This is a genomic window from Mycolicibacterium arcueilense (assembly GCF_058536225.1).
In genome coordinates this window covers 512,718-535,493 of record NZ_JBZTYL010000007.1, presented here as the reverse complement: position 1 = coordinate 535,493, position 22,776 = coordinate 512,718, and the positions used below count along the sequence as shown (strand labels likewise).

The window sequence follows — 22,776 nt, the reverse complement described above, 5'->3', positions numbered from 1 at the left end:
CGTATCAACCGGCACGCGTGACATGGTGCTGGCTTGCGCCGCCGGAAACACCCACCGCTGGGGGGAATTCACTCCTCCGACCCGGGGATTGATTCCCCGAACGGGAGGTGTTGATGTCGTCAGGGATCGGGGCTGCCATAGACCGCGACGAGCACCGAGCGATCGAGGCTGTTCTCCGACCAGACTCCGATTCTCGTGAAGCCGCAATCCTGCATGATCGCCAGATAGTCGGGCCGGTGATACCACTGATTGATCACGTCGAGGTTGTTGATCGCCAACGCCGGGTTGATGGCGATGGTTTGGGCCACTCGTCCACGAAATCCCGCGTTAGATGCCCGAACTTGTGGTGTCGACCCGTCCGACCCGGTGTCACCGTCGAGGGATCTGTTGTTGAGGACGTCGAGGGTGTGCCAGTGGGCGGCTTCCAGCAGGCGCGGATCTACGGTGATGTTGTTGGCGCAGCCAGCTTGGCGTTGGACGGTGTAGACGTTGGCGACAACACTGCTGTTGAGGCGTCGGTTGTCTGCTGCGGCACCGGGTGCATGCAGCAATGCGGTCACGGTGAGCACGCCGCACTGGGCCAGGATGGCTAGCCGCCGGGCATTGATTGTCATTTCACCTCGCCGGGTCGATAGCCGGCTGCCGAATTCCGCAGCTGCCAGATCAATTCGGGGCACAGCTCGTTGACGGCTTGCGTTACCAGATAGGACGCGTGGAATTCGTCGTTGGTGTTGAAGTCACGATCGATGTCGCCGATGAGTTGGCGGTAGGCAATTCCAGCTGCCACTTCCGAACAGATGTCGTGCCCATAGGCCAGGGCGGCGTCAGGGCCGGCGAAGTTGTAGCCGGGGCGCACGGTGACGTTGACCAAGTACACGAAATCATCTGCGGCGGCACGTGGCACTGCCGTTGTCGCTGTCGCCGTGCCCATCGCAGCGGCGATCAATACGAGCGCCGTTGACCGGTTCAGATCGGGGTGAAATCGGAAACGAGCCATCGGTCACCCACTTTGTCCATCGTCACCCTGACAGTCGAGGCTGTCGCGGTCGGCGGATCTGCGCCCACGATCGTCGTTTGGTTCACGAAGACCATGACCACCGCGCGCTTGGCGGTCGCCGAAACCACCGAGGCTGCAGGCACTGTCGCCACTGCGGATATCTGCTTCTGCTGGGCGCCCGGTATCACGACGTCGTGGGTCAGCGCGTTGTAGGAATCCTTGAACGCCCCGGTGAGTCCTTCGCGTGCTGCCTCCAGATCCTTCTGAACGGTGTCGGGTTTGTAAGACAACATCTTGATCGTGCTGTCGGTAGCGGCGGGCACAGCACTGACGCTGGCAGCCTGGGCGGCGCGCAGCGAACTGTCTTTCCACAGCAGATAACCCGCGCATGCGGCCAGGCCGACGATGAGGACCGGAATGATTCCGTAGGTCAACCACATGACCGATCGTCGAGATGTGCTCGTGGGATGTTCCTCGGCCGCAGCTGGTTCCGAGGCCGCTTCGACTGCAGGCTCGTCGGCGTCGCCACGGGTTTCGTCGGGGAGTTCCATCCGCGCGTGTTCTAGGAGATCACCGCCGGCATCGATGTCGGCTTCGGATGTTTCCTTGGTCTTGAGGCGGGTGCTCATGCCACGAACCCCACATTCGTCACCTTCGCGACGTCGCCGACTTTCTGGACATCGATGCGCATCCGCCACAACCTCGGACGCTGTTCGGCTGCGGCGATATTCGAGGTTTTCACCGACACCGCGACCAGCACTCTGGCCGAATCGCCGGACACAGATTCAATTCCGGCTTCCGTCACCGTTCCCTGCGTCTTGGACTGGGTCTTCCTCACCACTTCCTCAAATGCCGGTGCCCGTTGCTCGAAGTCGTCGTAGAACGTTCCGACCGACCCGTCCAGTACACGCTGAATGTCAGCTTCGACATGTGCGAAGTCCATGGTGGTCAGGTTCAACGCGCCCTGACGACCTGCCTGCAGGAACATGTCGTTGAGCCGCTGTGTCTGCTCGGATCGGTGGGTGTGCCAACCGAGCCAGCCCGTCAGTCCACCGATGACGGCGAGGGTGAGCAGTCCCACCAGCAGAGTGCCACGCACTCCCCTGCCCCGACGTGTGGCTCGGGACCGAAAGCCGTTGTCGACCTTGAGATCGTTGCCGGTGTAGTCGGCGGTGGGCTCGGCTACTTCATCGCTGGCGGGGTCAGCATCGACTGCCATGTTTGCTCCTTTGATCCGTTGTCAGCCAAATCGGCCTGGGTGTACACCTGACCGTCTGGTCCTAGATAGGTGCCTGTCGCCGGGTCGTAGCGGGCTACCGCCATCGGTACCGGCTCGCCCTCAGCAGGTGCAGCCGGCAGGCCCTGCCCGGGTCCCCGATCGGGGATGGGCTGTCCCGACAAGGTTGCGTTGGGGTCGCCCTTCCAGTTGAAGCCGTCATTGAGGGGCACGAAATCCTCGTCGCTCTCACAGAGCTTCACCGTCGGCGCACGTTTGCCTGGCACCGTTTCACACGGCAGGTTGCGGGCGCCGCGCACGTTGAACACTGAATCCTGGGGGGTGCGGCAGTACAGATCGCCGGCTGGGCGCTCGGGGTAGTCCTGGAAGGACGGGGGGCGGCGTTGCTGTGCCGGTAGGAATCCGGTGGTGCACGGTGGTGGCAGGTTGATGTTGGTGTTGAAGGCCAGATAGATGCCCTTGTGGGCCTTGTCTTTATTGTCGCGGTTGGCCAGGTTGGGCCCCTGTAGTTGGGCGATGCCCTGGGGTAAGAGAACGAGCAGTTGCTCGATATCTGGCTGATAGGTCAGGGCCACCTGGTTGAGGCTGACCAGGTTGGCCAACAGGATCGGCAGCGTCGGCTGAACCCGCTGCAGCAGATCGCGGGCCTCTGCGGCCGCCGGCGCTCCATGCTCGATGAGACCGACGACATCGCCATTGTGCTGCCTGAGTTGATCGGTGACCGAGGCCAGGTTCGCCGCCCACGCCTCGATCGAATCGGCGGTGTGGGTTTGCGAGTCGGCGACCGGCTGCCAGTGGTCGATCAAGGTGGTCAGTGAGTCCAGGTTCTTCCTGGCATCGGACGCTAGCGCGGTCGAGCCCCGGACCAGCCGGGAGATCTCTGGTCCGAGACCTCCTACGGCGGCATACGATTCGTCGATCGCCGTCTTGAGGTTGTCATGCGGGATCGCCTGCAACCCGGTGTTGGCGGCACTGAGCAGGCTGTTGATGTCAGGCGGGATAAAGGCGTCTTTGGCGGCGATCACATCGCCGTCCTTCAGTGGTGGCGCTGCGGCGTTGCGCGGCAACAACTCGACGTACTGTTCGCCGATCGCTGATTGGCTGTGCACTTCGGCGCGCAGGTCCGAGGGGATGTCGATGCCCGATCTCAGCGTCAAAACTGCTTGTACGCTGCCGTTGTCGTTGAGGCCCACCGATTTCACACGACCGACCTCGGTGCCGCGGTAGGTGACGTTGCCCGTGGGGTACAGCCCGCCGGTGGTGTCCAGCTCAAGGGTGACCGTGTACTGGCCGATGCCGAACAGGTGCGCCGGCAGCCTCATGTATCCGAAGATCATGACGGTGCCGAACACCACGGCGATCACAGCGAAGATGGCTAACTGAATTTTTGTTCTGCGGTGGATCATGTCAACGCCCCTGATCCCAGCGGTAGGGCGCCACAAGCGGATTGACCGCGGTATAGGGGCTTGGGAGCTGACCGATGGTGCGGCCCCATTGCATTTCGAGCTCGGTCAGGTTGCCTTCCCAGCGGGTGCCGGTGAAGAATCCGGCGTCGATTCGACTCAATGTGAGGTCCACGATCGCAGTCATGTTGGCGTAGTCACCGCGCAGCCACTTCTCCAGGGTTTCGTTCGGGAATGGGTAGGTGGTCAGGATCGACAGCGAGCGCGTCATGTTGGGGCCCGCGTTGGCCAGCGATTCCAGCACCGGGCCGAGGTTGTTGAATTCTCGGACCAGCGATTCCTTGGTTTGTCGTGTCGAGTCAGCGGCCAGGGCACTGAACTTGCCGAGCTGATCCAGTGCTGCGATCAGGTGGTCGCGCTGGTCTTTGAGCACCTGCAAAGCGTCGGGAATGGTGCGTACAGCCTTGTCGACGATGGGCTGTTGGGCGGCGAATTTGCCTGTCAGGCTGTTGAGTTTGTCGGTGGCCTCGATGATGTCGCCGGTCTGCTCGTTGGTTTTCGCGACGAACGTCTCGAGCTGGTTGATGAGGTTTCTCAGATCGGCCTCACGTCCGCGCAGCGCAGTGCTCAGCGCCGTGGTGATGTCTTGCATCTGGCCCAGGCCGCCGCCATTGAGAAGCATCGACACCGCGGCCAGTGTCTGCTCGGTGGTCGGGTAGGCAGCCGAGTTGGCCAACGGGATCAACGAACCCTGGTGCAGCCTTCCCTGCGGTGCGACGCCCGCCGGCGGCGCCAGTTCGACGTGCAACGAGCCCAGCAGGCTGGTTTGGCCGATAGTGGCGGTGGCGTTGGCGGGAAGATTCACTTCGCCGTTGAGGCGCAGCGTCAATAGTGCGTGCCAGTCTTGACGTTCGACCTTGGTGACGGTGCCTACGGTGACATCGGCGACCCGAACCCGCGAATTCGGCTGCAGATTGGTGATGTCAGGCAGCTGCACCTGGATGTCGAAGGCGCCCGGCCCGCCGCCTTCGGTGCCGGGCAGCGACACCGAGTTCAAGCCGCGCCAATTGCCGCAGCCGGTGACGCTGAGGGCGATGGTTGCCGCGCCAACCGTGCCCGCGACCAGTCGCTTCATCATCGTCATCGATGTCGTCGGCCACGCGATGCTGATGGTCATGATCCCGCTCCCGTGGGAATCATCAGGCCGGGCAGCCCGGCGGCGGGGTCGGTGCTGTGATCGGGCGGCGCTGCTTCGGCCGGCAACGCTGCAGGTTCTGGAACAGACACCGCAGACCCCGCGGGCGGAATGTAATCGGGGCGCAGCCAATCCTGGCTGTAGGTGACCTCATTGGGCCGCGCTTGAGCACCGACGAAGGCGTTCTCCCCAAACGGTGGAAAGTTGAACTGGCGGTTTTTGACGATGGGCGCCAGGTACTGCACACACAGCTTCGCCGATTGCTCGGCGCCGAGCCGCGATGCCGCCTCGACCGCGCCGCAGATGAACGAGATCGGATCAGAGAAGTTGTTGACCGCCAGCGCACCGGTCAGTGAGCCGCTCGCCGGCTCGTAGATGTTGCCGAAGTTGGCCAGAGTGGTGGGAAATATGTGCAGGGACTGTTTGATGTCGTCAAGACTTTGCACCAGCGCCGTGCTGATCGACGCTGCCGTGTCCGACGTCGTTCCCACCGCCTCGCGGTTGTCGGCCACGAAGCTTTTCACATCAACTGCCAACGCGCTCAGGTCAGCCATCGCCTGACCTACCTCGTCGGGGCTGTCGGAGAGTAGTGCGCTCACCGCGGCCAGGTTGTGGTTGAGCGTTGACAGCACATCGGTGCTGTCATGCAGCGCCGAGACCAAGGTGGCGAGGTTGGTCAGGGTGGAGAAGACGTCGTCTTTGTGATCGCTGAGCGTGGTCACCGTTTTGGATAGCTTCAGCAGCGCATCGTGGATGTTGGCGCCTTCACCGCGCAGGTTGTCGGCCGCGGTATTGATGAAGTTGCCCAGGGCACTGGTCCCGCCAGGCCCCTGGGGCTGCAGCGTGCGGGTCAGCTTCTCCAACTGCACTCGAAAGTCGTCCCAGCTCACCGGTACTGCGGTCCGCTCGATCGGTACGACAGCGTTGTCGAGCAATTCGGGACCGGATTCATAGGGCGGGGTCAGCTGAATCGCGCGGCCCGTCACCAACTGCGGTGAGAGGATCGCGGCGGTGACCTCTGCGGGGACCTTGTATTGGGTGTCCACCCAGAACGTCACCTTCGCACGTTCGGGTTGCGGTTCGATCTTGCTGACCTTGCCGACCGGCACGCCCAGGATCAGCACGTCGTCCCCGACGAACAACCCGTTACTGTTCTCGAAATAGGCGGTGACAGTGGTGCGGGCAGTTGGGCCGTTCAACCGGAACGCCAAGAGCACTCCGGCCGTCAAGACGACTACCAGGCCCATCGTCAGCGCCAGTTGTGTTTTGCTGATCCTCATTGTCCTTCACCTGCCGGAGTCGGGTTCATGGGCTCGCCGGGAGCGGGTACGAAGACCGGGCTCGGTGTCGGCTCCGGTGTCGATTCCAGCCCGGGGATCGGTGGTGCGGGCGGTCCCGGCGGCGGGCCGCCAGGGGCGGGGGCGGGCTCAGGCTCCCGGTACGGGTATCGCGGATCGCCGGGCTTTCCGGTGATCGCATCGGGCAGATTCAGGCGTGGCTCTCCGCCTTGCCCGGTGCGCGGGAACGGCACCGGCAACGCCGGGGTGCCCGGCTGCCCCACCGGCGGGTCGACGCGCTCAGAGGGAAGCAGCGTCGCGGGGTCCAGACCGAGGTCGGAGAATGCCGCATCGATGAACGGCTGCGCGATCTGGCCGGGGATCAGGTTGGGGATATAGGCCTTGAAGAACGGGCCCGAACCCACCGACTCCCCGAGCGACAGCGCATACTTGTTGAGGAGTTTGATGGCCTCTTGCAGCCGTTCCTTGCGATTGTCGACGATCGTCAGGACGCCATTGAGCTTGTCGAGCATCGGGTGCAACTGCTGACGATTGTCGGCGATGAACCCTCTCAATTGCGTTGCAGCTCTGCTGATGTCCTGAGACACCCGGTCAAGCGCATCGCCTTGGGTGCGCAACTCGGCCAGTAGTGCGTTGCTGTCACGCACAAGGCCGACGACCTGGTCACTGCGATTGGCCAGGACGGCTGTCGCCTTGCGTGCATTGGTGAGCAGGTTGCGCAGTGCGCTGTCGCGCTTGTTGATCGTCTCGGAAAGCCGTGCCACGCCGGCTACAGCGATCTTGACGTCGGGTGGCGTGCCCGCGAAGGTCTGCGCCATGGTGTCGAGTGCGGCCGAGAGGCTGTCGGTGTTGAGTCCTTCGACAGTGGTGGCCAAGTCGCCCAGCGCATCGGGCAGCTGATATGGCGAGGTTGTGCGTTCCAGCGGAATAGTTTCGCGCAGTTGACCGCTGCCTCGCGGGATGACGTCGATCACCTTCGTCCCCAACAGGCTCTTCACCTTGATTGCGGCTTCGCTCTGCTCGCCGAGCCGAATGGCGCTGTCGACGGTGAAATCGACCAGAACCCTCCTGCCGTCGAGCCTGATGCGGTGCACCTTGCCGACGGCGAAACCCGAGACTCGTACGGTGGCACCGGTATTGAGGCCGCCTGCGTCGGCGAAATATGCCGAATACTCTTTGGTGCTGCTGAGCATCGGCAGCTTGTCGAAGTTCAGCGCCGCGGCCGCGATGACGATCGTGATGGCAATACCGATCAGACCGATCGTGCGCGGGTTGCGTTCTGAGAAGGACTTCATTTCGCCGCGCACCGTCCTGTCACCTGTTCGGCGAGCTTGACGTAAACGGGTTGTCCTCCTTTGCCGTTGAGCTTCAAGATCAGGTCACAGATGTAGAAGCTGAAATAGTCGCCGTACATCGCCTGTCTGCCGAGCACCCGGTACTTGTCGGGAAGGGTGTTGAGAATGTTGTCGAGATACTCGTGATCGGCGACGGCGATCGAGGCGACCCGGTCGGTTTGGGCGATCACGTTCTGTAGTGGCGGGCGGGCTTGGGACATCAGGTCGGCGATCTCAGTGGCCGCGTTGTCACTGTGTGCGATGGCAGCGGCGATGTCGGTCCTGCGCGCCGATAGCCCGGCCACCAGATCCGACAGTGAGGTGACCGCTTTGTCGAACTGGTCGCTTTGGCCACCGAGTGAACCCAAGAGGGCGTTGAGGTTGGTGATCACCTCGCCGATGAGCTGGTCACGGTCGGCCAGCGTGGAGGTCATCGCCGCGGTTTGGTTCAAGAATGACCCGATGGTGGCACCTTGCCCCTGGAACACCTCGATGAGCTGGCTGCTCAGCGCGTTGACCTGATCTGGATCCAGCGCCTTGAACAACGGCCGGAACCCACCGATCAGTTCGTCGAGGTCGAGGGCGGGTTGGGTGCGTTCCACCGGAATCGTGGCGCCCGCTGCCAGGGCCTGGCCCGGTCCGTCGCCCTGCTGCAGCTCCAGGTAACGACCACCGATCAAGTTGTCGTACCGGATCACCGCGGTGCTCGCGGTGGTCAGAGCCACCGAGTCCTCGGTGGAGAAGTCGACGAGCACCTTGGCGTCGCTGTCGATCGAAACACCCTGCACCTGACCGACTTCCACGCCGGCGATCCGTACGAAATCCCCCTTCTTCAACCCGCTGATGTCGGTGAACTGCGCGGTGTATTGACTGCGCTCACCGAAGCGCAGGTCGGCGAAGATCGAGAACAGGGCGAACACTCCGACAGCGCAGACGGTCAGGAAGGCGACAACGCGTATCAGGGTGGCGAGCACTTCTTTGTTCACGGATCGGCTCCTGTCGGGGTCGGCGGGCCATCACTGAGTGGGCGTCATGGCGGCGGGTGCGGGGGGAACGAACGGCTCCGCACCTGGTGGTGGGTTGTTCGGATCCGGTGGTGGCTGATCCGAGGCCGGTGGCGCCGGCGGCAGACCCGGCCACAACGGGGTCCCGTCGTCGGCGTACAAGTCCGCGCCGTAAGCCGGTGCGCCCGGATACGGAATGGGTCCGGGCGCCGGCCCGCCACCGAGATTGCGCAGGATCGGCGGCTGCGGGGTTGCACGGGTGACAGGGAAGTAATTGGCCCAACCGGGAAACCCGATGCCGGGGTTGGGCCGAATGTCCATGCCGGTGCCCCACCCGGTGTCGGTCACCAACTGTCGCACTGGGAAGTTCTTCGCAACATCGGGCAGCGAACCGCAGCCCGGCGTTCCGCCGGGACCGCCCTTGGCCCCGACGATCGGCAGGTTGTCCGGATAGAGGTAGGGATCGTTGCCCAACAGCAGACCGATGTCGAAGATCGCCGAGCGCCCGTTGGCGCCGAAAGCATCGACATGGCCGTTCTGCAGCAACGAGACCGACCCATTCAGCAGACAGGTGTACTCGGGCTGGTATTTCATCAGTAGATCCGACGTCGGAGCGAAGCCATTGACCGCATCGACAAGGTTCTTGGCGTTGGGGGCCAACAAGTCGACACCGGCTTGGCCGAAGCCGGCGACGTTGAGCAACAACGTGTCAAGCTCTGCACGCTGGGCGGTGATCGTCTCGGCGGTGGCGCTACCGGCGTCGAGGATCGCGACGATATCGTCGGCGGCACGGTCATAGGTAGCGCTGAGCTCGCCCATCGCCTTCCAGTCCTGGCGGATCACATCCTGGCGCGGGTTGATCGCCGACAGAACCTCATTGGAATCGGTGATCGCCTGCCCAATGTGCTCTCCCTGGCCGCGAAATCCCTGGGCCAGCGCCGACAGAACGGCGTTCAGCTTGGCCGGATCGACCATTTTCAGAACGTCGGTCAGATTCTCGAACACAGTGTTGACCTCAGTGCTGACGTTGCGCGAGTGCAACACCGCACCAGCGGCCAGTCGCTGACTGACAGGGTCGTCCGGATAGCTCAGATCAACGTACTTCGCGCCGAAAGCCGTTGTCGCAGTGATTCTCGCGTCGACATTGGCCGGGATGAACTTGATCTGATCGGGAGCGATCTCCAACTGAAGGCTCACCGCCGAGGCACCGCCGTGGATGGCACTGACGCGGCCCACCTCGACGCCGTGCAGTTTCACCTTCGCCCCGGTTTCCATCACCAAACCGGCGCGGTCTGACATCAGTGTCACCGGGACGAAGGTGCGGAAGGTTCCGGCGAACAGCGAACCGGTCGTGAAGAAGAAAACGCCGAGGGCGGCGACGAGGATCAGTGTCCACCAGGCTGGCTTGATCCGGGCATCGTTGTGCATGGATTCACCCCGCCAGATGGAAGTTGCCGGACTGGCCGTACAACGCCAGCGAGATCATCACCACGACGATGGCGGCCACGATCAACGAAGTCCGCACCGCGCGGCCGACGGCTTCGCCCACACCGGCCGGTCCGCCGGAGGCAGTGAACCCGTAGTAGGTATGCACCAACATGATCACCACCGTGATCGCCACGGACTGGCCGAACGACCACAGCAGATCGGTCGTGTTGAGGAACGTATTGAAATAGTGGTCGTAGACACCGGAACCCTGCCCGTAGATCACGGTGGTACCCAACCGCGACGAAACGAACGACATGATGACCGCGACGCAGTACAGCGGAATCACGACGATGACCCCCGCGGCCACCCGCGTCGATGCCAGATAGCTGACGCTGCGAATACCGATGACTTCCAATGCGTCGATTTCCTCGTTGATGCGCATCGCGCCCAGCTGGGCAGTCGCGCCGGCACCGATCGTGGCCGACAGTGCCACCGCCGTGGTGCCCGGAGCGATGAGCCTGACGTTGAAGAATGCCGACGCGAACCCGGTCAGCGCTTCCACACCCACCGACGCGAATTGGTTATAGCCCTGGACCGCGACCAATGCACCGGTGGTCGTGGTCAAAAACCCAACGATGGCCACCGTGCCGCCGACGACGGCCAACGCCCCCGCACCCAGCCCCATCGTGGCGATCAGCCGGATGAGCTCGGTGCGATAGTTCATCGCCGCGTCGCCGATCGACGCGATCGCACGGGCGTAGAACTGGGTTTGCACACCGATGTCGTTCCACGCCGTGCCGATTCGTCCGGCCCGCCTGCTCACCCTCGGGAACCTTTGACGCACTACAGAACTCAACTCCCCCACCTCATACCACCGTGATCTTCACACCGACCGCTGTGGCGATCACGTTGATCGCAAACAGGGCCATGAAGGTGAATACGACTGTTTCGTTGACCGCATTGCCGACACCGGCGGGTCCACCCCCGACAGAAATCCCCTTATAGCAGGCGATCAACCCGGCAGACAGCCCGAACAGTGCAGCCTTGGCCAGTGCCACAGCGACATCGGCCCCGTGAGTCAGCACCGTCAGTCCGGCCACAAACGAGCCCGGCGGAACATGCTGAATGAAGACGGCGAAGGTGAATCCGCCCGCCAACCCGACCATGATGACCGTTGCCGACAGCGCCAGTGCCACAGTGGTTGCGGCCAGCACACGCGGGACCACCAACGCCTGGATGGGATCGATACCCATGACCCGCATGGCGTCGAGCTCCTCGCGAATCGTTCTGGCGCCCAGGTCAGCACACATCGCTGTGGAGCCAGCGCCGGCCACGACCAACACCGTCACGATCGGCCCGATCTGGCTCACCGTGCCGATCGCGGCCCCGGTTCCCGAGAAGTCGGCGGCCCCGAACTCGATCAGCAAGATGTTGAAGGTGAACACCAGCAGCACGGTGTAAGGAATCGTCAACATCAATGCCGGGACCAGCGATACCCGGGCCACAAACCACGTTTGGTTCAGATACTCGCGCCACGCGAAGGGGGGACGGAAAATCAGCACGAACACATCGAGGGTCATCGCGAAGAACCCGCCGAGCGCGCCCACCGGCTTGGCCACGGGCCCCAACGCGATCACCGAGCGTCCCGACACACCGGTAGCGAGCGGTCACTTTGCCAAAATGCGTGCGCGGTGCGCATAAACGGGGACCCTTCGTTGGGAAGCACGCCGAAAATGTATGGCACAGATCACTGTGGTTTCCCCTCCTCGCAGGAGGAGATGGCTCCCCCCATCGGGGCACAACCCCACCTCGGCACGTGCCAACCGACGTTGCATTGACGCCCGAGTTAGTTATTTGTGGTTCACTTAAGTGAAGTGATATGCCCAGCCCAGACACGATGCATAATGAGTGGACATGCACTAGGAGGTGTACTCATCGTCGTTGATTCGCGCCCCGGCGCAGCGGGGGTCAGAACGCGCGATCCCGACCGCAAGAACCGTATTCTGCTGGCGGCCTCAGATCTGATCGGGCGCAAAGGCTTTCACGCGGTTTCGATTGCTGACATCGGCAACGCGGCCGGAATCACCGGATCCGGGGTCTATCGCCACTTCGACAGCAAATCGGCAATCCTGGTCGCCTTGTTCGACCGGGTGATCGACGATCTGATCGCCGAGGAGCAGAGCATCCTCGACGGCACCGCCGAGCTGCCCACCGCGCTGGAAGCGCTGATCGACGGCCAGGTCGAGTTCGTGGTCGGAGATCGTCAGTTGGCGCAGGTCTATTACAACGAGATCAACAACCTGCCCGACGAGGACCGCAGGCGGTTGCGCCGAAAGCAGCGGCTGTACCTGGAGGAGTGGGTACATCTGGTCGACGAGCTGCGCGAGGACTTGGACGACACCGAAGCACGGGTCGTCGTGCACGCCGCCATCGGCGCCATTCAATCACCGCTGTTTCACAACACAGGTCTGGCCGATGACCAGTTGCGGGTTCTGCTGACCGACTCAGCTCGCGCCATCTTGAGCACCAGCCGCGCCGGCGCAGCACGCCTTTGACGGCGCTTCGCTCGTGCACCCCCTAATGAGAGTGCATGTCCCCCCGCAGGGGATATGAGACACACATCACCGTGGATAGCGTCCTTCCTGCAGGGCGGCACCCGGGCACCTCAACGCTCACCGTCGCCACGTCAACGGAGGAGCGCACATGGGCCGAATGACCACCGAGGTGATGACACATGATGTCAGCCTGCTGTGGCAGAACATTTTCACCTGGCTGAGTTGGGCGATCGCGTTGGCGATGATCGTTGTCGCCATTCAGATGGGCCGTCGGCACCGCACGCCGTTCTACCTCATCGCGTGCGTGGCAGCCGGTGTGGCCGCCTACGCCGAGCCGCTCTACGACGTGGCGTTCGACCTGTGGTTCTACGACGCGCACAACGGCCAGCCCGGTGCCGGGCTGATGCACTTTTCGGCTTTCGGTATCCCGCAGCCGAACTGGACTCACAGCGGCTACATCATCCTCTACGCCGGTGCCTGCCTGTACGCCGGAAAACGTATCTACGAGGGCCGGTTCAACCGCAAGGGCCTGTTCGCGTTGTGGGGGCTGGAAGTTCTCACCTCCTGCGTGTTCGAAGTGATCGGCACCGGTACCGATGTGTACACGTACTACGGTCCCCATGTCCTGCGGATATGGAACTACCCGATCGTGATCGGAATCCTGGAGGGCACCCAGGTCGTGCTGTTCACCGTTGTGGCGGTGCTCATCTGGCGCAAGACTTCTCGTTGGTGGGAACTGATGAGCCTGTTCGTGGTGTTCCCAATGACTTTCTTCGGCGCCAACTTCGGTCTGGGCTATCCACTCATCATCGCGATGCATCTCGACAACGGGCTGGCATCCCCCGCGCTGGTCTTCGCAGCGACATTGGTGTCGATCATCTTGTGCACCATCGTCATCTACGGGCTTACCGTCTTTCTTCCAGCGGCACCGGCTGTGGCCGGGGCGCCACCGAACCGACCTGGCCGACCAGCCGAAGCGCAGCTCGCCGGATAAGCCTAGGTAGAGCTATTCATGTACATCGACTGCAACATCGGGGGCACAGTCTCGGGCGGCGACGAGGCCGGCATCGCCGGTCTCGTCGCCCAGGCAGCTCGTGCCGAACGCATCGGGTTCGACGGCATCTGGTCGACCGATGTCGACCGAGATCCGTTTCTGCCCTTGGCAATCGCAGCCATGACCACCACCGGTGTGCAGTTGGGCACCGGTGTCGCAGTGGCGTTCGCGCGCAATCCCATGACCACTGCCATAGCCGCAAACGATCTCCAGGAAATGAGCGGCGGGCGCTTTGTGCTGGGACTGGGCACCCAGATCCAGGCGCACATCGAACGACGATTCTCGATGCCGTGGTCGGCTCCCGCGGACCGGATGTGCGAATACGTGCACGCGCTGCGTGCGATCTGGCACGCCTGGCGCACCGGGGAGCGCCTGGACTTCCGGGGAGTGCACTACCAGCACACGCTGATGACCCCGATGTTCACCCCGACCCCTCATCCTTACGGAGATCCCAAGATCGTGGTCTCAGCCGTGGGGCCCAAGATGACCCAGGCTGCCGCGCAAGTCGCCGACGGCCTGCTCGTGCATGGTTTCACCACGCGCCGCTACCTCAGCGAGGTAACCCTGCCGGCCGTCACCACGGTCTTGCACGAAACCGGCCGCGCCCGCGCCGATCTCACCGTGTCCTATCCGGGACTGATCGCCTCGGGTCGAACCGAGTGCGAGATCGCCCACGCCATCGAAGCGGTCCGACGCCAGATCGCCTTCTACGGGTCCACTCCGGCCTACCGCCACGTCCTGGAACTGCACGGATGGCACGACTTGCACACCGAGCTGCATCGGCTTTCCAAGGCGGGGGACTGGACGACGATGAGCGCCCTGATCGGCGACGAGGTATTGGATACCTTTGCCGTGGTGGGTGAACCGGCCGAGATCGGGCCGCAGGTGCTCAGTCGGTTCAGCGGATTGGTCGACCGTTTCACACTACTGACGCCCTATCCGTTGGCCGAGGAGGCAGCCGCGGCGATCGTCGCCAGCATGAGGTCGTGAGTCGCTACGTGCGGCCCTCGACGAATCTGGCCAGCGCCTGCGCATTGTCTGGAGCCCCGAGAAGATCCTCGAGATAGGCATCCTCCCTGGCCAGCGCCGCGCGAACCGCCCCGATATGGGGTGCGGTGATGGTTCGCTTGACCGCGATCAAGCTAGACAGAGGATGGCTGGCAAGGATTTCGGCGTGCCGACGGACCTCGGTGTCGAGATCGTCCGGTTCGCACAGCCGCCACACCAGCCCCATCGCATGGGCCTGCTCGGCATCAATCCATTCCGAGGACATCAGTACCCAGGCCGCGTTCTGCCTGCCCAGCAGCGCCGGCAGCAGGTACGACGACCCTGCTTCGGGTGCGAGACCCAGACTGGTGAACGGGCACTTGAGGCGGGCGGTGGTGGACATGAATGCCAGATCGGCGAACCCCAGGATGGTGGCGCCGATCCCCAACCCCACTCCGTTCACCGCGCAGATCAACGGTTTGGGGAATTCGGCGAGAACATCCATCAGTCCTGTGAAGCCGTATTCCCCTGGAATGAAACCATTTTGGGAGGCTCGGGCCGCAAGTTCCTTCAGATCGGTCCCAGCGCTGAACGCCCGGCCCGATCCGGTGAGGATGACCACCGCGACGGCGTCGTCTTCGGCGGCCTCCTGCAGTGCGATCGCGGTGGCGTCATAGAGCGCCTCGTCGAAGGCGTTGAGTGCCTCCCGGCGCGCCAAGGCGATGGTGCGAACCCGATTGTGGTCGGAGATTTCCAGCATGGCTGTCCTCACAAGTTGCTCAGTTGGTGGATGTATTCGGGGCTGCGGGTGTTGATGACCATGGTCGTCACGCCTGCGGCCTGCCAGACCTCGATCTGCTCGCGGACCTGGTCGTAGTCCCCCACGATCGCCGAATCCTCGACCAGTTCGTCCGGAATGACCTGGGCGGCGCGATGTTTGTCCTTGTTGCGCAGCAACGCGGTGACCTCGTCGACCACCTCGCCGTAGCCCATCCGTCGGTAGACGTCGGCGTGAAAGTTGGTGTCGCGGGCACCCATTCCGCCCAGGTACAAGGCCAGCCGCGGTTTCATGGCCGCACATGCGGCGGCGCGATCGTCGGTGATCACGACGTTGGCGGTCGCGCAGATCTCGAAATCCTCGCGGCGACGCCGGGCACCGGGACGGGCGAAGCCCTCGTCGAGCCAGGCGTTGTAGGTCTGGGCCATTCGCGGGGTGTAGAAGATCGGAAGCCATCCGTCGCAGATCTCGGCGGCCAGCGCGACGTTTTTGGGTCCCTCAGCGCCGAGCATGATGGGGATGTCGTTCCGCAACGGATGGGTGATCGACTTCAGCGGTGTTCCCGCACCGGTGCTGCCCTGCCCTGTCAGGGGCAGTGGATAGTGCGGCCCACTGTGGGTTACCGGCTCTTGGCGGGCCCACACCTGCCGGACGATGTCGATGTATTCGCGGGTCCGCGCCAACGGTTTCGGGAAACGCTGTCCGTACCAGCCCTCGACCACCTGCGGCCCGGATACGCCCAGGCCGAGGATGTGTCGTCCACCGCTGAGGTGGTCCAACGTCAGCGATGCCATCGCGCACGCTGTCGGTGTGCGGGCCGACAGTTGCGCCACCGACACCCCCAGGCGCATCCGATTGGTCTGCCGGCCCCACCAGGCCAACGGGGTGAAGGCATCCGAGCCCCACGCCTCGGCGGTGAACACGGTGTCGAATCCGGCGTCTTCGGCTGCGGCAACCAGCTGTGCGTGGTTGGTGGGCGGTTGGGCATCCCAATAGCCAAGCTGCAGACCGAACTTCACGATTGTTCTGCTTGCTGTCCGGGGTCAGTACGATCGGGGCAGGTTGAGGCTGTGCTGCGCGACATAGTTCAAGATCATCTCTCTGCTGACCGGAGCGATCTGCAACAATCTGGCCAGACCCCATTGCGGGAGCAAGCCGTACTCGGCTGATATTCCATTTCCACCGTGTAGTTGGATCGCGTGATCGACGGCGCTGACCGCTGCCTCGGCGGCCACGTATTTAGCGATGTTGGATGCCTCTCCGGCGGGCAACCGGCGATCGAAGAGCCAGGCGGCGCGGCCGGTGGCGATGGCGGCCAGGTCGACGTCGATCTTGGCTTTGGCCAACGGATGTGAGATCGCCTGATAGGTGCCGATAGGTGGGCCCCACACCGACCGTTGGCGCGCGTAGTCGGCTCCTTTTTCGACCGCATGTCTGCCGATGCCCACGCACACCGCGGCTCCGGTGATGCGCTCTGGATTGAGTCCGTCGAAAACCTGGTTGAACCCTTCGTGTTCGACACCCAGAAGCTGCGATGCGGGCACCCGGACGTCATCGAAGTGCAGCGTGTACTGCTTCTCTGGGAGGTTGATCCCCACCGGAAGTCGGTGTTTGACCAGACCCGCTGTATCGGTAGGCACCACAAACAACGACAGCCGCTGTGGCGCACTACGCGCCACGACGACGATCGCGCCGGCTTCGTCGACTCCGGAGATGTAGTACTTGGTGCCGTTGAGCACATAGTCGCCGCCGTCGCGTACCGCGGTGGTGGCGATCTGTCGGGTGTTGGATCCGGCGTCGGGCTCGGTGATGGCGAACGCCATCTTGGTGTCGCCGGAGGCCATGCGCGGCAACCATTCCCGTTGCTGGCTGCTGGTGCCGTATCGGGTGAGAAGCTCACCCGATATGGCGCTGGACACCAGCATGAGCAACAGGGGGCAGCCGTGAGCGGCGGTTTCCTCGCAGACGATGGCCAGTTCGGTCAGTCCCGCGCCGCCACCGCCGAATTCCTCGGGGAAGTTGATGCCGATGAATCCGTGTTGGGCCAGCTCCAGCCAGAGTTCGTCGGTGGGTTCGTGAGCGGTGGCTCGTTCGGCGAAGTAGGTGGGGCCGTATTTGTCGGTGATCGCGGCGACAGCGGTGCGCAGGTCGCGGTGTTCGCTGGATTCGGTGAAGTCCATTCGCCCTGCGTTCTCCTAGATCAGCTTGTCCGGAACGTCGGTGTTGAGCGCCCGCAGGTACTCCCCCAGGCTTTTGGCCTGGGCATCGGGGCGGGTGCACGACGCGACACCGTCGCCGAGGAATCCGACGACCACGAAGTTCAGCGCCTTGAGGTTGGGGAACGCGTAGCGCCGGATGGTCAGCCCGTGGACCTCGGGCACGAGTTCGGCGAACTTCTGTGCGCTCAGGTGTTCATCCAGCCATTCCCAACGCTGGTCGGTGTCGGTCCAGATGCCGACGTTGGCGTTTCCGCCCTTGTCACCTGAGCGGGCCGCCACGATGCTGCCCAGCGGCCGGCGGGTGGTCGGCCCGAAATCTGAGCGGACCGGTGAGGGTGCGGGATCAGGCACATCGATCTCGGTCACCTCGGTCGGCGGGTCTATCGGCTCTCGTGTCCCGTCGGCGTGAACCACGGTGTGCAGCACTGCCGTTGCCGGGACCAGTGTCGGCCAGTAGACGCCGAATTCGCTGGCCGTGGTGGGTGGGGTGGTGGTGTAGAAGCCGGCGTATCCGGCCACGTACAGCTCGATGACCGCATTGGAGAATGCTCGGTCGACCTTGGTGCGGTCGCGGTCTTTGACGGTGACCCGCAGATGGGCGGTTGCCTGGGCCATGTTGGCCGGATCGGCAGTGTCATAGCGCAGCAATTGGATATCGACACCGTCGAATCGGTCTCGCCCGCCAAGGATCGTCATGAGTTCCTCGACGGCCCATTGGGCCTTCTCGTCGATGTCCAGGCCGGTCAGCGCCATGGTCATGGTGTTGCGGAAGCCACCGATGTAGTTCATGGCGACTTTGAGCGCCGGCGGTGGCGGCGTGCCGGTCGTGCCGCTGACCCGCACTCGGTTCTCACCGACCTGGGTGATCGAGCAGGTGTCGAAGTGGGCCACCACATCGGGGTTGGCGTAGGCAGGGGCGCCGACCTCGTAGAGCAGCTGGGCGGTGACGGTGCCCGGTGTGACCACGCCCCCGCTGCCGGGCGCCTTGGTGATGACGAAGCTGCCGTCGTGGCCCAGTTCGGCAATCGGTGAACCGGGGTAGCGCCGGTCGGTGACCTCCCGAATCTGGGAGTAGTTTCCGCCCGTAGCCTGTGGGCCGCACTCGATGATGTGACCGGCTGCGACGGCACCGGCCAGCGCGTTGTAGTCGTTGCGTGCCCAACCGTGCCACCAGGCACCCACCCCGACCACCAGCGCCGCGTCGGTCACTCTGCCCGTGATCACAATGCCGGCGCCGCGAGTCAGGGCCGAGGCGATTCCCCAGCCGCCCAGGTAGGCGTTGGCCGAGACCGGTTCGACGTTCTTGTCGCGCAACCGGATACCGGTGTCGAGGTTGGCGAAGTCGATGCCTTGCTCCATCAGCTGCGGTAGCCGCGGCATCAGGTCGTCGCCCTCGACGTGGGCGACCGTGAGATCGACGTCGAGCTCAGTGAGCAGGTGGCGAACTCGTTGGGCCATTCCGGCGGGATTGAGCCCGCCCGCATTCACCACAACTTTGGTCCCGCGGCGCGCGCATTCGGCGGCCACGTCCCGGAATTGGGTGAGAAAAGTATGCGCGTAACCGGTGTCGGGATTCTTCTTGCGCGCCTTCCACAGGATCAGCATGGTGAGCTCGGCCAGGTAGTCGCCGGTGATCACGTCGACGTCGGCGGCGGCGACCAACTCCTGCATCGCCGAGTGCCGGTCCCCGTAGAACCCCGAGGCGTTGCCGATCCGAACCGCACGTTTCATCGCTGCTGCACCTTCGGTTTGCGCTGGCTGGCTGCTCCGGCGAACGCTTGAGCGATCTCCATCCAGCCGGTGGCCACCGCACCGTTGACGGTCAGCCCGGTCTCGGTCCAGTGTTTGCGTTGGGTGACAGTGAGGACGAAATCTTGCGCGGCGCCCACGACCGTGTTGGCGGTGTCTTGTGGTCCCCAAGTCCACGTCTGGCCCTCGGCCGAATGCAGCTGCACGCCGACCGGCTCGCCAGGCACATCAAGACCGTTGAGGCGGTGTGAGAACGCGAACGTGGACACGCCGAGATGCGCGATGCTGCGCAGCCCGGGGGTGGCCGGGTGTTCGACACCGAGTGCTTCGTAGATGTCGTGTCCGTGCGCCCATGTCTCCATCAGCCGGGCGGTCGCCGAGGACGCCACGCTCATGTCGGGACCGAACCACGGCACACGGCGTTTGGGGTCGCTGTTGGCGAACAGGGTCAGCAGCTCCTGACGTGCCGCCGAAAACCAGCTCATCAGTGCCTCGGGGGCCAGGATGCGGTGTTGTTCGGCAATCCGGTCGGGAAAGTCCATCCCGCCGTCGATCAATTTGGCGGCCATCTGCGCGAAGTGATCCGGCGCGGTCAAGGCCAGTTTGGTGGCATCGTCGAAGAAGGCCAGGTGAGATACCTGATCTTGGATGCTCCAGCCCTGCGCTGGTGTCGCGCGACCCCAATACTCGAACGGCAAGTCCTGCAAACGATGTGTGAGCAGCTCAGATTCCACGTGCAGCGCTGCTAGCAGTCCGGGGTAGTCCAGGCTCATCAGCGTCCTTTCCACTGTGGGGAGCGCTTCTCCTTGAAGGCGGCCATTCCCTCTTGCGCGTCCTGGCTCAAATAGACGGGCTCCCAGATTGATTCGGCTAGTTCGAACGCCTCGCGCAGTGGATGCTGCGCAGTCAGTGTCGCGGTCTGCTTGCCCGCAGCCACCGACAGCGGCGCGTTCGCCGCGATCTGCTCGGCGAGTTCTTGCGCCGCCGCATGCAGGTCGGTGGGCTCTGCCAGCCGGTTGACCAGTCCGATCTCGTGGGCGCGCGCGGCCGATATCGGCGCGCCGGTGAGCACCAGTTCCATGGCGATGCGGCGCGGAATCATCAGTGGCAGCGGCGCTGCCCATGGCGAACCGCGGCCTACCTTGACCTCGGTGATGGCAAACTTCGCCGTCGTCGAGGCCACACACAGGTCACACGTCTGTGCCAGCAGGAAACCGCCGGCGAAGGCGACGCCGTTGACCGCGGCGATGGTCGGCTTGTCCACGGCGATGTTGCGCCCGAACTGTGGCACGAAATCCACCGGCGGAACGGTGAGTTGTTCCTCCGACATCTCTTTGAGGTCGCCGCCGGCACAGAATGCTTTGTCCCCGGCGCCGGTCAGGACCAGAACCTTGGCTTGCCGGTCGTCGTTGAATCTGCGTACCCCGTCGAATAACCCATCGCGGACTGCCTTGTTGAGGCTGTTGCGCGCCTCTGGACGGTTGATAGTCAGCCAAGCGATCCCGTTGCGGACCTCGTACTCAACGCTCACGACGCGGCACCGTCATCGGGCCCGGAGACCACGGCCAGCACCTGCCCCGATTCCACCTGGTCCCCGGACTTGACGGCGATCGTTGCCACGAGGCCATCGGCTGGGGCGCGCACGGTGTGTTCCATCTTCATTGCCTCCAGCACCACGATGGCGGCGCCTAGGCGTACTTCGTCGCCTTCGCTGACCTCGACGCGCACCACCGCCCCTGGCATCGGGGCCAGCAGTGACCCGGTCTCCTGCATCGAGCTGGGGTCTGGGAATCGTGGAGTCTCGTGCAGTGCCGTCGATCCCAGCGCACTGTCGACGTAGTGAACGTCCCCGGACCGTGCCACCTGGTAGCGCCGTCGCACTCCGTCGATTTCGGCGTCAATCAAGTCTGGGGCCGCACTGAGTATCCGCACCTGGGGCTGCCAGTCGCCGACGGTGACTTTGACGCCGTCACGCTCTACGCGGTAGTGCACCTCGACAATGTCTTCGCCGAGGCGGTACTGCACGATCTGATCCTGGCTGGGCAGATTGCGCCAGCCAGCGGGAAGACCGGGCACGACGGTTGTCTGCTGACGTCGCTGCGCCAGCGAGGCCAGCGCCGCGGCTACCGCGTGGGTGCCGGTTGCGGCCCGCTCCGCCACGATCAGGGCGGCGGGATCGTGGCGCTGCAGGTAGCCGGTGTCGATCGCGCCGGCGCGGAATTCGGCCTCGCGCAGGATTCCCACCAGCAGATCACGGTTGGTGGTGACACCGTGGATGCGGGTCTCGCGCAGCGCCCGCGCCACCCGTCGGCAGGCTTCGTCTCGCGTCTGGCCGTAGCCGATGACTTTGGCCAGCATCGGGTCGTAGAACGTGCTGACTGTCGACCCGGAGCTGAATCCGGCATCGACCCGCACGCCGGGCAGATCGGGGAACTCCAGGGTGTGCAATGTTCCCGATGCCGGAATGAAGCCGGCGGCAACGTCTTCGGCGTAGAGCCGGACCTCGACCGCGTGGCCGTCGGGGCGGGTGTGCAGCATCTGAGCCGGCAACGGTTGCCCGGCGGCGACCAGCAACTGCGCGCGTACCAGGTCGATTCCGGTGACCAGCTCGGTCACCGGGTGTTCGACCTGAAGCCGGGTGTTGACTTCGAGGAAATAGAAGGAGCCGTCGGGTGCCATCACGAACTCGACGGTGCCGGCCCCCTCGTAGGCCAATGCTTTACCCGCGGCCACCGCGGCGCGCCCCAGTTCTTCGCGCAGCGACGGGTCGACTGCCGTCGAAGGTGCCTCTTCGATGATCTTCTGATAGCGACGCTGAATGGAACATTCGCGTTCACCCAGGTGCACGACCGTGCCGTGGCTGTCGCCGAAGATCTGGACCTCGATGTGTCGGGGTGATTCGACGAACTTCTCCAGGAACACGGTTCCGTTGCCGAACGCCGACGCCGCTTCTCGCCGTGCGCCGGTGACCGCTTCCAGCAGTTCGTTCTCGTCGGTGACGATCCGCATTCCGCGGCCACCGCCGCCGAAGGCGGCTTTGACCAGTATCGGGAAGCCGATTTGGGTTGCGGCGTTGCGCAGGTTGTCGGGGTCGGCGTCCTGTTCGGCATCCACGGTGACCCCGGGCAGCACCGGTACGCCGGCTGCGGCCATCATGTCTTTGGCGGCGATCTTGGATCCCATCGAGGCGATCGCTTCGGGGCTGGGACCGACGAAGATCACGTTCGCATCGGCGCAGGCTTTGGCGAATTCGGCGTTCTCAGAAAGAAATCCGTAGCCTGGGTGGATCGCGTCGGCGCCAGTGGCGGCGGCGGCAGCCAAAACCAGGTCGCCGCGCAGGTAGGTATCGGCCGGCGCGGTGCCGGGTAGGTGCACCGACTGGTCGGCCTGGGCGACGTAGGGGGCGAACCGGTCGGCATCGGAGTAGATCGCGACGGTGGCGATGTCCATTTCGCGGGCGGTGCGAATGATCCTTGAGGCGATCTCGCCGCGGTTGGCGATGAGCAGCTTGCCGATGGGCTGATGAGTGGTGGTCACG

Annotated in this window: 22 protein-coding genes; 3 read left to right on the top strand and 19 right to left on the bottom strand. The window is 63.9% G+C overall.

The window, feature by feature from the left end; all coding sequences use genetic code 11:
* Window positions 1-119: 119 nt before the first annotated feature.
* From AC4LGL_RS06755 to AC4LGL_RS06700, 12 genes are read right to left on the bottom strand one after another with little or no spacing between them, the layout of a single operon-like run.
* The gene (locus AC4LGL_RS06755) at window positions 120-614 is read right to left on the bottom strand and encodes a CAP domain-containing protein (RefSeq protein WP_061263317.1); all 495 of its coding nucleotides are present in this window, start codon (window positions 612-614) and stop codon (window positions 120-122) included.
* The gene (locus tag AC4LGL_RS06750) at window positions 611-997 is read right to left on the bottom strand and encodes a DUF732 domain-containing protein (RefSeq protein ID WP_061263316.1); all 387 of its coding nucleotides are present in this window, start codon (window positions 995-997) and stop codon (window positions 611-613) included. Before AC4LGL_RS06750 ends, AC4LGL_RS06755 begins: the two co-directional genes overlap by 4 nt.
* Window positions 967-1,626 (bottom strand): Rv1363c family protein, encoded by a 660-nt coding sequence (locus AC4LGL_RS06745; RefSeq protein ID WP_234815572.1) that lies wholly within the window; start codon window positions 1,624-1,626, stop codon window positions 967-969. The genes AC4LGL_RS06750 and AC4LGL_RS06745 overlap by 31 nt, the downstream gene beginning before the upstream one ends.
* Window positions 1,623-2,216: an Rv1363c family protein gene (locus AC4LGL_RS06740; RefSeq protein WP_077743343.1), complete on the bottom strand. Its 594-nt coding sequence runs from the start codon at window positions 2,214-2,216 to the stop codon at window positions 1,623-1,625. Before AC4LGL_RS06740 ends, AC4LGL_RS06745 begins: the two co-directional genes overlap by 4 nt.
* Window positions 2,180-3,640: an MCE family protein gene (locus AC4LGL_RS06735; protein ID WP_077743342.1), complete on the bottom strand. Its 1,461-nt coding sequence runs from the start codon at window positions 3,638-3,640 to the stop codon at window positions 2,180-2,182. Before AC4LGL_RS06735 ends, AC4LGL_RS06740 begins: the two co-directional genes overlap by 37 nt.
* A gap of 1 nt (window position 3,641) precedes the next feature.
* Window positions 3,642-4,781 carry a virulence factor Mce family protein gene (locus AC4LGL_RS06730; RefSeq protein ID WP_491839286.1) on the bottom strand — a complete coding sequence of 380 codons (1,140 nt, stop codon included), beginning with the start codon at window positions 4,779-4,781 and terminating at the stop codon, window positions 3,642-3,644.
* 29 nt (window positions 4,782-4,810) lie between these two features.
* Window positions 4,811-6,112 (bottom strand): MCE family protein, encoded by a 1,302-nt coding sequence (locus AC4LGL_RS06725; protein WP_077743341.1) that lies wholly within the window; start codon window positions 6,110-6,112, stop codon window positions 4,811-4,813.
* Complete coding sequence (locus tag AC4LGL_RS06720) at window positions 6,109-7,425, bottom strand: MCE family protein (RefSeq protein WP_077743340.1); 1,317 nt, start codon at window positions 7,423-7,425, stop codon at window positions 6,109-6,111. The genes AC4LGL_RS06725 and AC4LGL_RS06720 overlap by 4 nt, the downstream gene beginning before the upstream one ends.
* Window positions 7,422-8,450 carry a virulence factor Mce family protein gene (locus tag AC4LGL_RS06715; RefSeq protein WP_036447014.1) on the bottom strand — a complete coding sequence of 343 codons (1,029 nt, stop codon included), beginning with the start codon at window positions 8,448-8,450 and terminating at the stop codon, window positions 7,422-7,424. Before AC4LGL_RS06715 ends, AC4LGL_RS06720 begins: the two co-directional genes overlap by 4 nt.
* Window positions 8,451-8,480: 30 nt before the next feature.
* Window positions 8,481-9,896, bottom strand: a complete 1,416-nt coding sequence (locus tag AC4LGL_RS06710) for an MCE family protein (RefSeq protein WP_077743339.1) — start codon at window positions 9,894-9,896, stop codon at window positions 8,481-8,483.
* Window positions 9,897-9,900: 4 nt separating this feature from the next.
* Window positions 9,901-10,719 (bottom strand): ABC transporter permease, encoded by an 819-nt coding sequence (locus AC4LGL_RS06705; protein ID WP_077743338.1) that lies wholly within the window; start codon window positions 10,717-10,719, stop codon window positions 9,901-9,903.
* Between the two features lie 43 nt (window positions 10,720-10,762).
* On the bottom strand, window positions 10,763-11,476 hold the full coding sequence (locus AC4LGL_RS06700) for an MlaE family ABC transporter permease (RefSeq protein ID WP_234815585.1): 714 nt from the start codon (window positions 11,474-11,476) through the stop codon (window positions 10,763-10,765).
* Between the two features lie 324 nt (window positions 11,477-11,800).
* On the opposite strand from AC4LGL_RS06700, the gene AC4LGL_RS06695 reads away from it, so the two are divergent.
* From AC4LGL_RS06695 to AC4LGL_RS06685, 3 genes are all read left to right on the top strand, one after another.
* Window positions 11,801-12,451, top strand: coding sequence for a TetR/AcrR family transcriptional regulator (locus AC4LGL_RS06695; protein WP_077743337.1), 651 nt, complete (start codon window positions 11,801-11,803; stop codon window positions 12,449-12,451).
* 148 nt (window positions 12,452-12,599) lie between these two features.
* Window positions 12,600-13,445, top strand: a complete 846-nt coding sequence (locus AC4LGL_RS06690) for a hypothetical protein (protein WP_077743336.1) — start codon at window positions 12,600-12,602, stop codon at window positions 13,443-13,445.
* 18 nt (window positions 13,446-13,463) lie between these two features.
* Complete coding sequence (locus AC4LGL_RS06685) at window positions 13,464-14,495, top strand: LLM class F420-dependent oxidoreductase (protein ID WP_077743335.1); 1,032 nt, start codon at window positions 13,464-13,466, stop codon at window positions 14,493-14,495.
* 4 nt (window positions 14,496-14,499) lie between these two features.
* On the opposite strand, the gene AC4LGL_RS06680 is transcribed toward AC4LGL_RS06685, so the two are convergent.
* Genes AC4LGL_RS06680 through AC4LGL_RS06650 form a run of 7 tightly spaced genes read right to left on the bottom strand, consistent with a single transcriptional unit; the run spans window position 14,500 to window position 22,775 of the window.
* Window positions 14,500-15,252, bottom strand: coding sequence for an enoyl-CoA hydratase/isomerase family protein (locus AC4LGL_RS06680; protein ID WP_077743334.1), 753 nt, complete (start codon window positions 15,250-15,252; stop codon window positions 14,500-14,502).
* A gap of 8 nt (window positions 15,253-15,260) precedes the next feature.
* Complete coding sequence (locus tag AC4LGL_RS06675) at window positions 15,261-16,289, bottom strand: LLM class F420-dependent oxidoreductase (protein ID WP_491838059.1); 1,029 nt, start codon at window positions 16,287-16,289, stop codon at window positions 15,261-15,263.
* A 24-nt stretch (window positions 16,290-16,313) separates the two neighbouring features.
* Window positions 16,314-17,450, bottom strand: coding sequence for an acyl-CoA dehydrogenase family protein (locus tag AC4LGL_RS06670; RefSeq protein ID WP_077743332.1), 1,137 nt, complete (start codon window positions 17,448-17,450; stop codon window positions 16,314-16,316).
* A gap of 15 nt (window positions 17,451-17,465) precedes the next feature.
* Window positions 17,466-19,220, bottom strand: a complete 1,755-nt coding sequence (locus AC4LGL_RS06665; RefSeq protein ID WP_077743331.1) for an acyclic terpene utilization AtuA family protein — start codon at window positions 19,218-19,220, stop codon at window positions 17,466-17,468.
* Complete coding sequence (locus AC4LGL_RS06660) at window positions 19,217-20,011, bottom strand: TIGR03084 family metal-binding protein (RefSeq protein ID WP_077743330.1); 795 nt, start codon at window positions 20,009-20,011, stop codon at window positions 19,217-19,219. Before AC4LGL_RS06660 ends, AC4LGL_RS06665 begins: the two co-directional genes overlap by 4 nt.
* Window positions 20,011-20,769: an enoyl-CoA hydratase/isomerase family protein gene (locus AC4LGL_RS06655; protein ID WP_077743329.1), complete on the bottom strand. Its 759-nt coding sequence runs from the start codon at window positions 20,767-20,769 to the stop codon at window positions 20,011-20,013. Before AC4LGL_RS06655 ends, AC4LGL_RS06660 begins: the two co-directional genes overlap by 1 nt.
* Window positions 20,766-22,775 (bottom strand): ATP-binding protein, encoded by a 2,010-nt coding sequence (locus AC4LGL_RS06650; RefSeq protein WP_077743328.1) that lies wholly within the window; start codon window positions 22,773-22,775, stop codon window positions 20,766-20,768. The genes AC4LGL_RS06655 and AC4LGL_RS06650 overlap by 4 nt, the downstream gene beginning before the upstream one ends.
* Window position 22,776 lies beyond the last annotated feature (1 nt).

Excerpts from the sequence above, each read along its gene's own strand:
- AC4LGL_RS06665 (WP_077743331.1), bottom strand. The coding sequence starts at position 19,220 with ATGAAACGTGCGGTTCGGATCGGCAACGCCTCGGGGTTCTACGGGGAC.
- AC4LGL_RS06685 (WP_077743335.1), top strand. The coding sequence starts at position 13,464 with ATGTACATCGACTGCAACATCGGGGGCACAGTCTCGGGCGGCGACGAG.
- AC4LGL_RS06700 (WP_234815585.1), bottom strand. The coding sequence starts at position 11,476 with ATGACCCTCGATGTGTTCGTGCTGATTTTCCGTCCCCCCTTCGCGTGG.
- AC4LGL_RS06660 (WP_077743330.1), bottom strand. The coding sequence starts at position 20,011 with ATGAGCCTGGACTACCCCGGACTGCTAGCAGCGCTGCACGTGGAATCT.
- AC4LGL_RS06725 (WP_077743341.1), bottom strand. The coding sequence starts at position 6,112 with ATGAGGATCAGCAAAACACAACTGGCGCTGACGATGGGCCTGGTAGTC.
- AC4LGL_RS06670 (WP_077743332.1), bottom strand. The coding sequence starts at position 17,450 with ATGGACTTCACCGAATCCAGCGAACACCGCGACCTGCGCACCGCTGTC.
- AC4LGL_RS06755 (WP_061263317.1), bottom strand. The coding sequence starts at position 614 with ATGACAATCAATGCCCGGCGGCTAGCCATCCTGGCCCAGTGCGGCGTG.
- AC4LGL_RS06740 (WP_077743343.1), bottom strand. The coding sequence starts at position 2,216 with ATGGCAGTCGATGCTGACCCCGCCAGCGATGAAGTAGCCGAGCCCACC.
- AC4LGL_RS06720 (WP_077743340.1), bottom strand. The coding sequence starts at position 7,425 with ATGAAGTCCTTCTCAGAACGCAACCCGCGCACGATCGGTCTGATCGGT.
- AC4LGL_RS06750 (WP_061263316.1), bottom strand. The coding sequence starts at position 997 with ATGGCTCGTTTCCGATTTCACCCCGATCTGAACCGGTCAACGGCGCTC.
- AC4LGL_RS06710 (WP_077743339.1), bottom strand. The coding sequence starts at position 9,896 with ATGCACAACGATGCCCGGATCAAGCCAGCCTGGTGGACACTGATCCTC.
- AC4LGL_RS06730 (WP_491839286.1), bottom strand. The coding sequence starts at position 4,781 with ATGACGATGATGAAGCGACTGGTCGCGGGCACGGTTGGCGCGGCAACC.
- AC4LGL_RS06745 (WP_234815572.1), bottom strand. The coding sequence starts at position 1,626 with ATGAGCACCCGCCTCAAGACCAAGGAAACATCCGAAGCCGACATCGAT.
- AC4LGL_RS06735 (WP_077743342.1), bottom strand. The coding sequence starts at position 3,640 with ATGATCCACCGCAGAACAAAAATTCAGTTAGCCATCTTCGCTGTGATC.
- AC4LGL_RS06695 (WP_077743337.1), top strand. The coding sequence starts at position 11,801 with ATGAGTGGACATGCACTAGGAGGTGTACTCATCGTCGTTGATTCGCGC.
- AC4LGL_RS06680 (WP_077743334.1), bottom strand. The coding sequence starts at position 15,252 with ATGCTGGAAATCTCCGACCACAATCGGGTTCGCACCATCGCCTTGGCG.
- AC4LGL_RS06690 (WP_077743336.1), top strand. The coding sequence starts at position 12,600 with ATGGGCCGAATGACCACCGAGGTGATGACACATGATGTCAGCCTGCTG.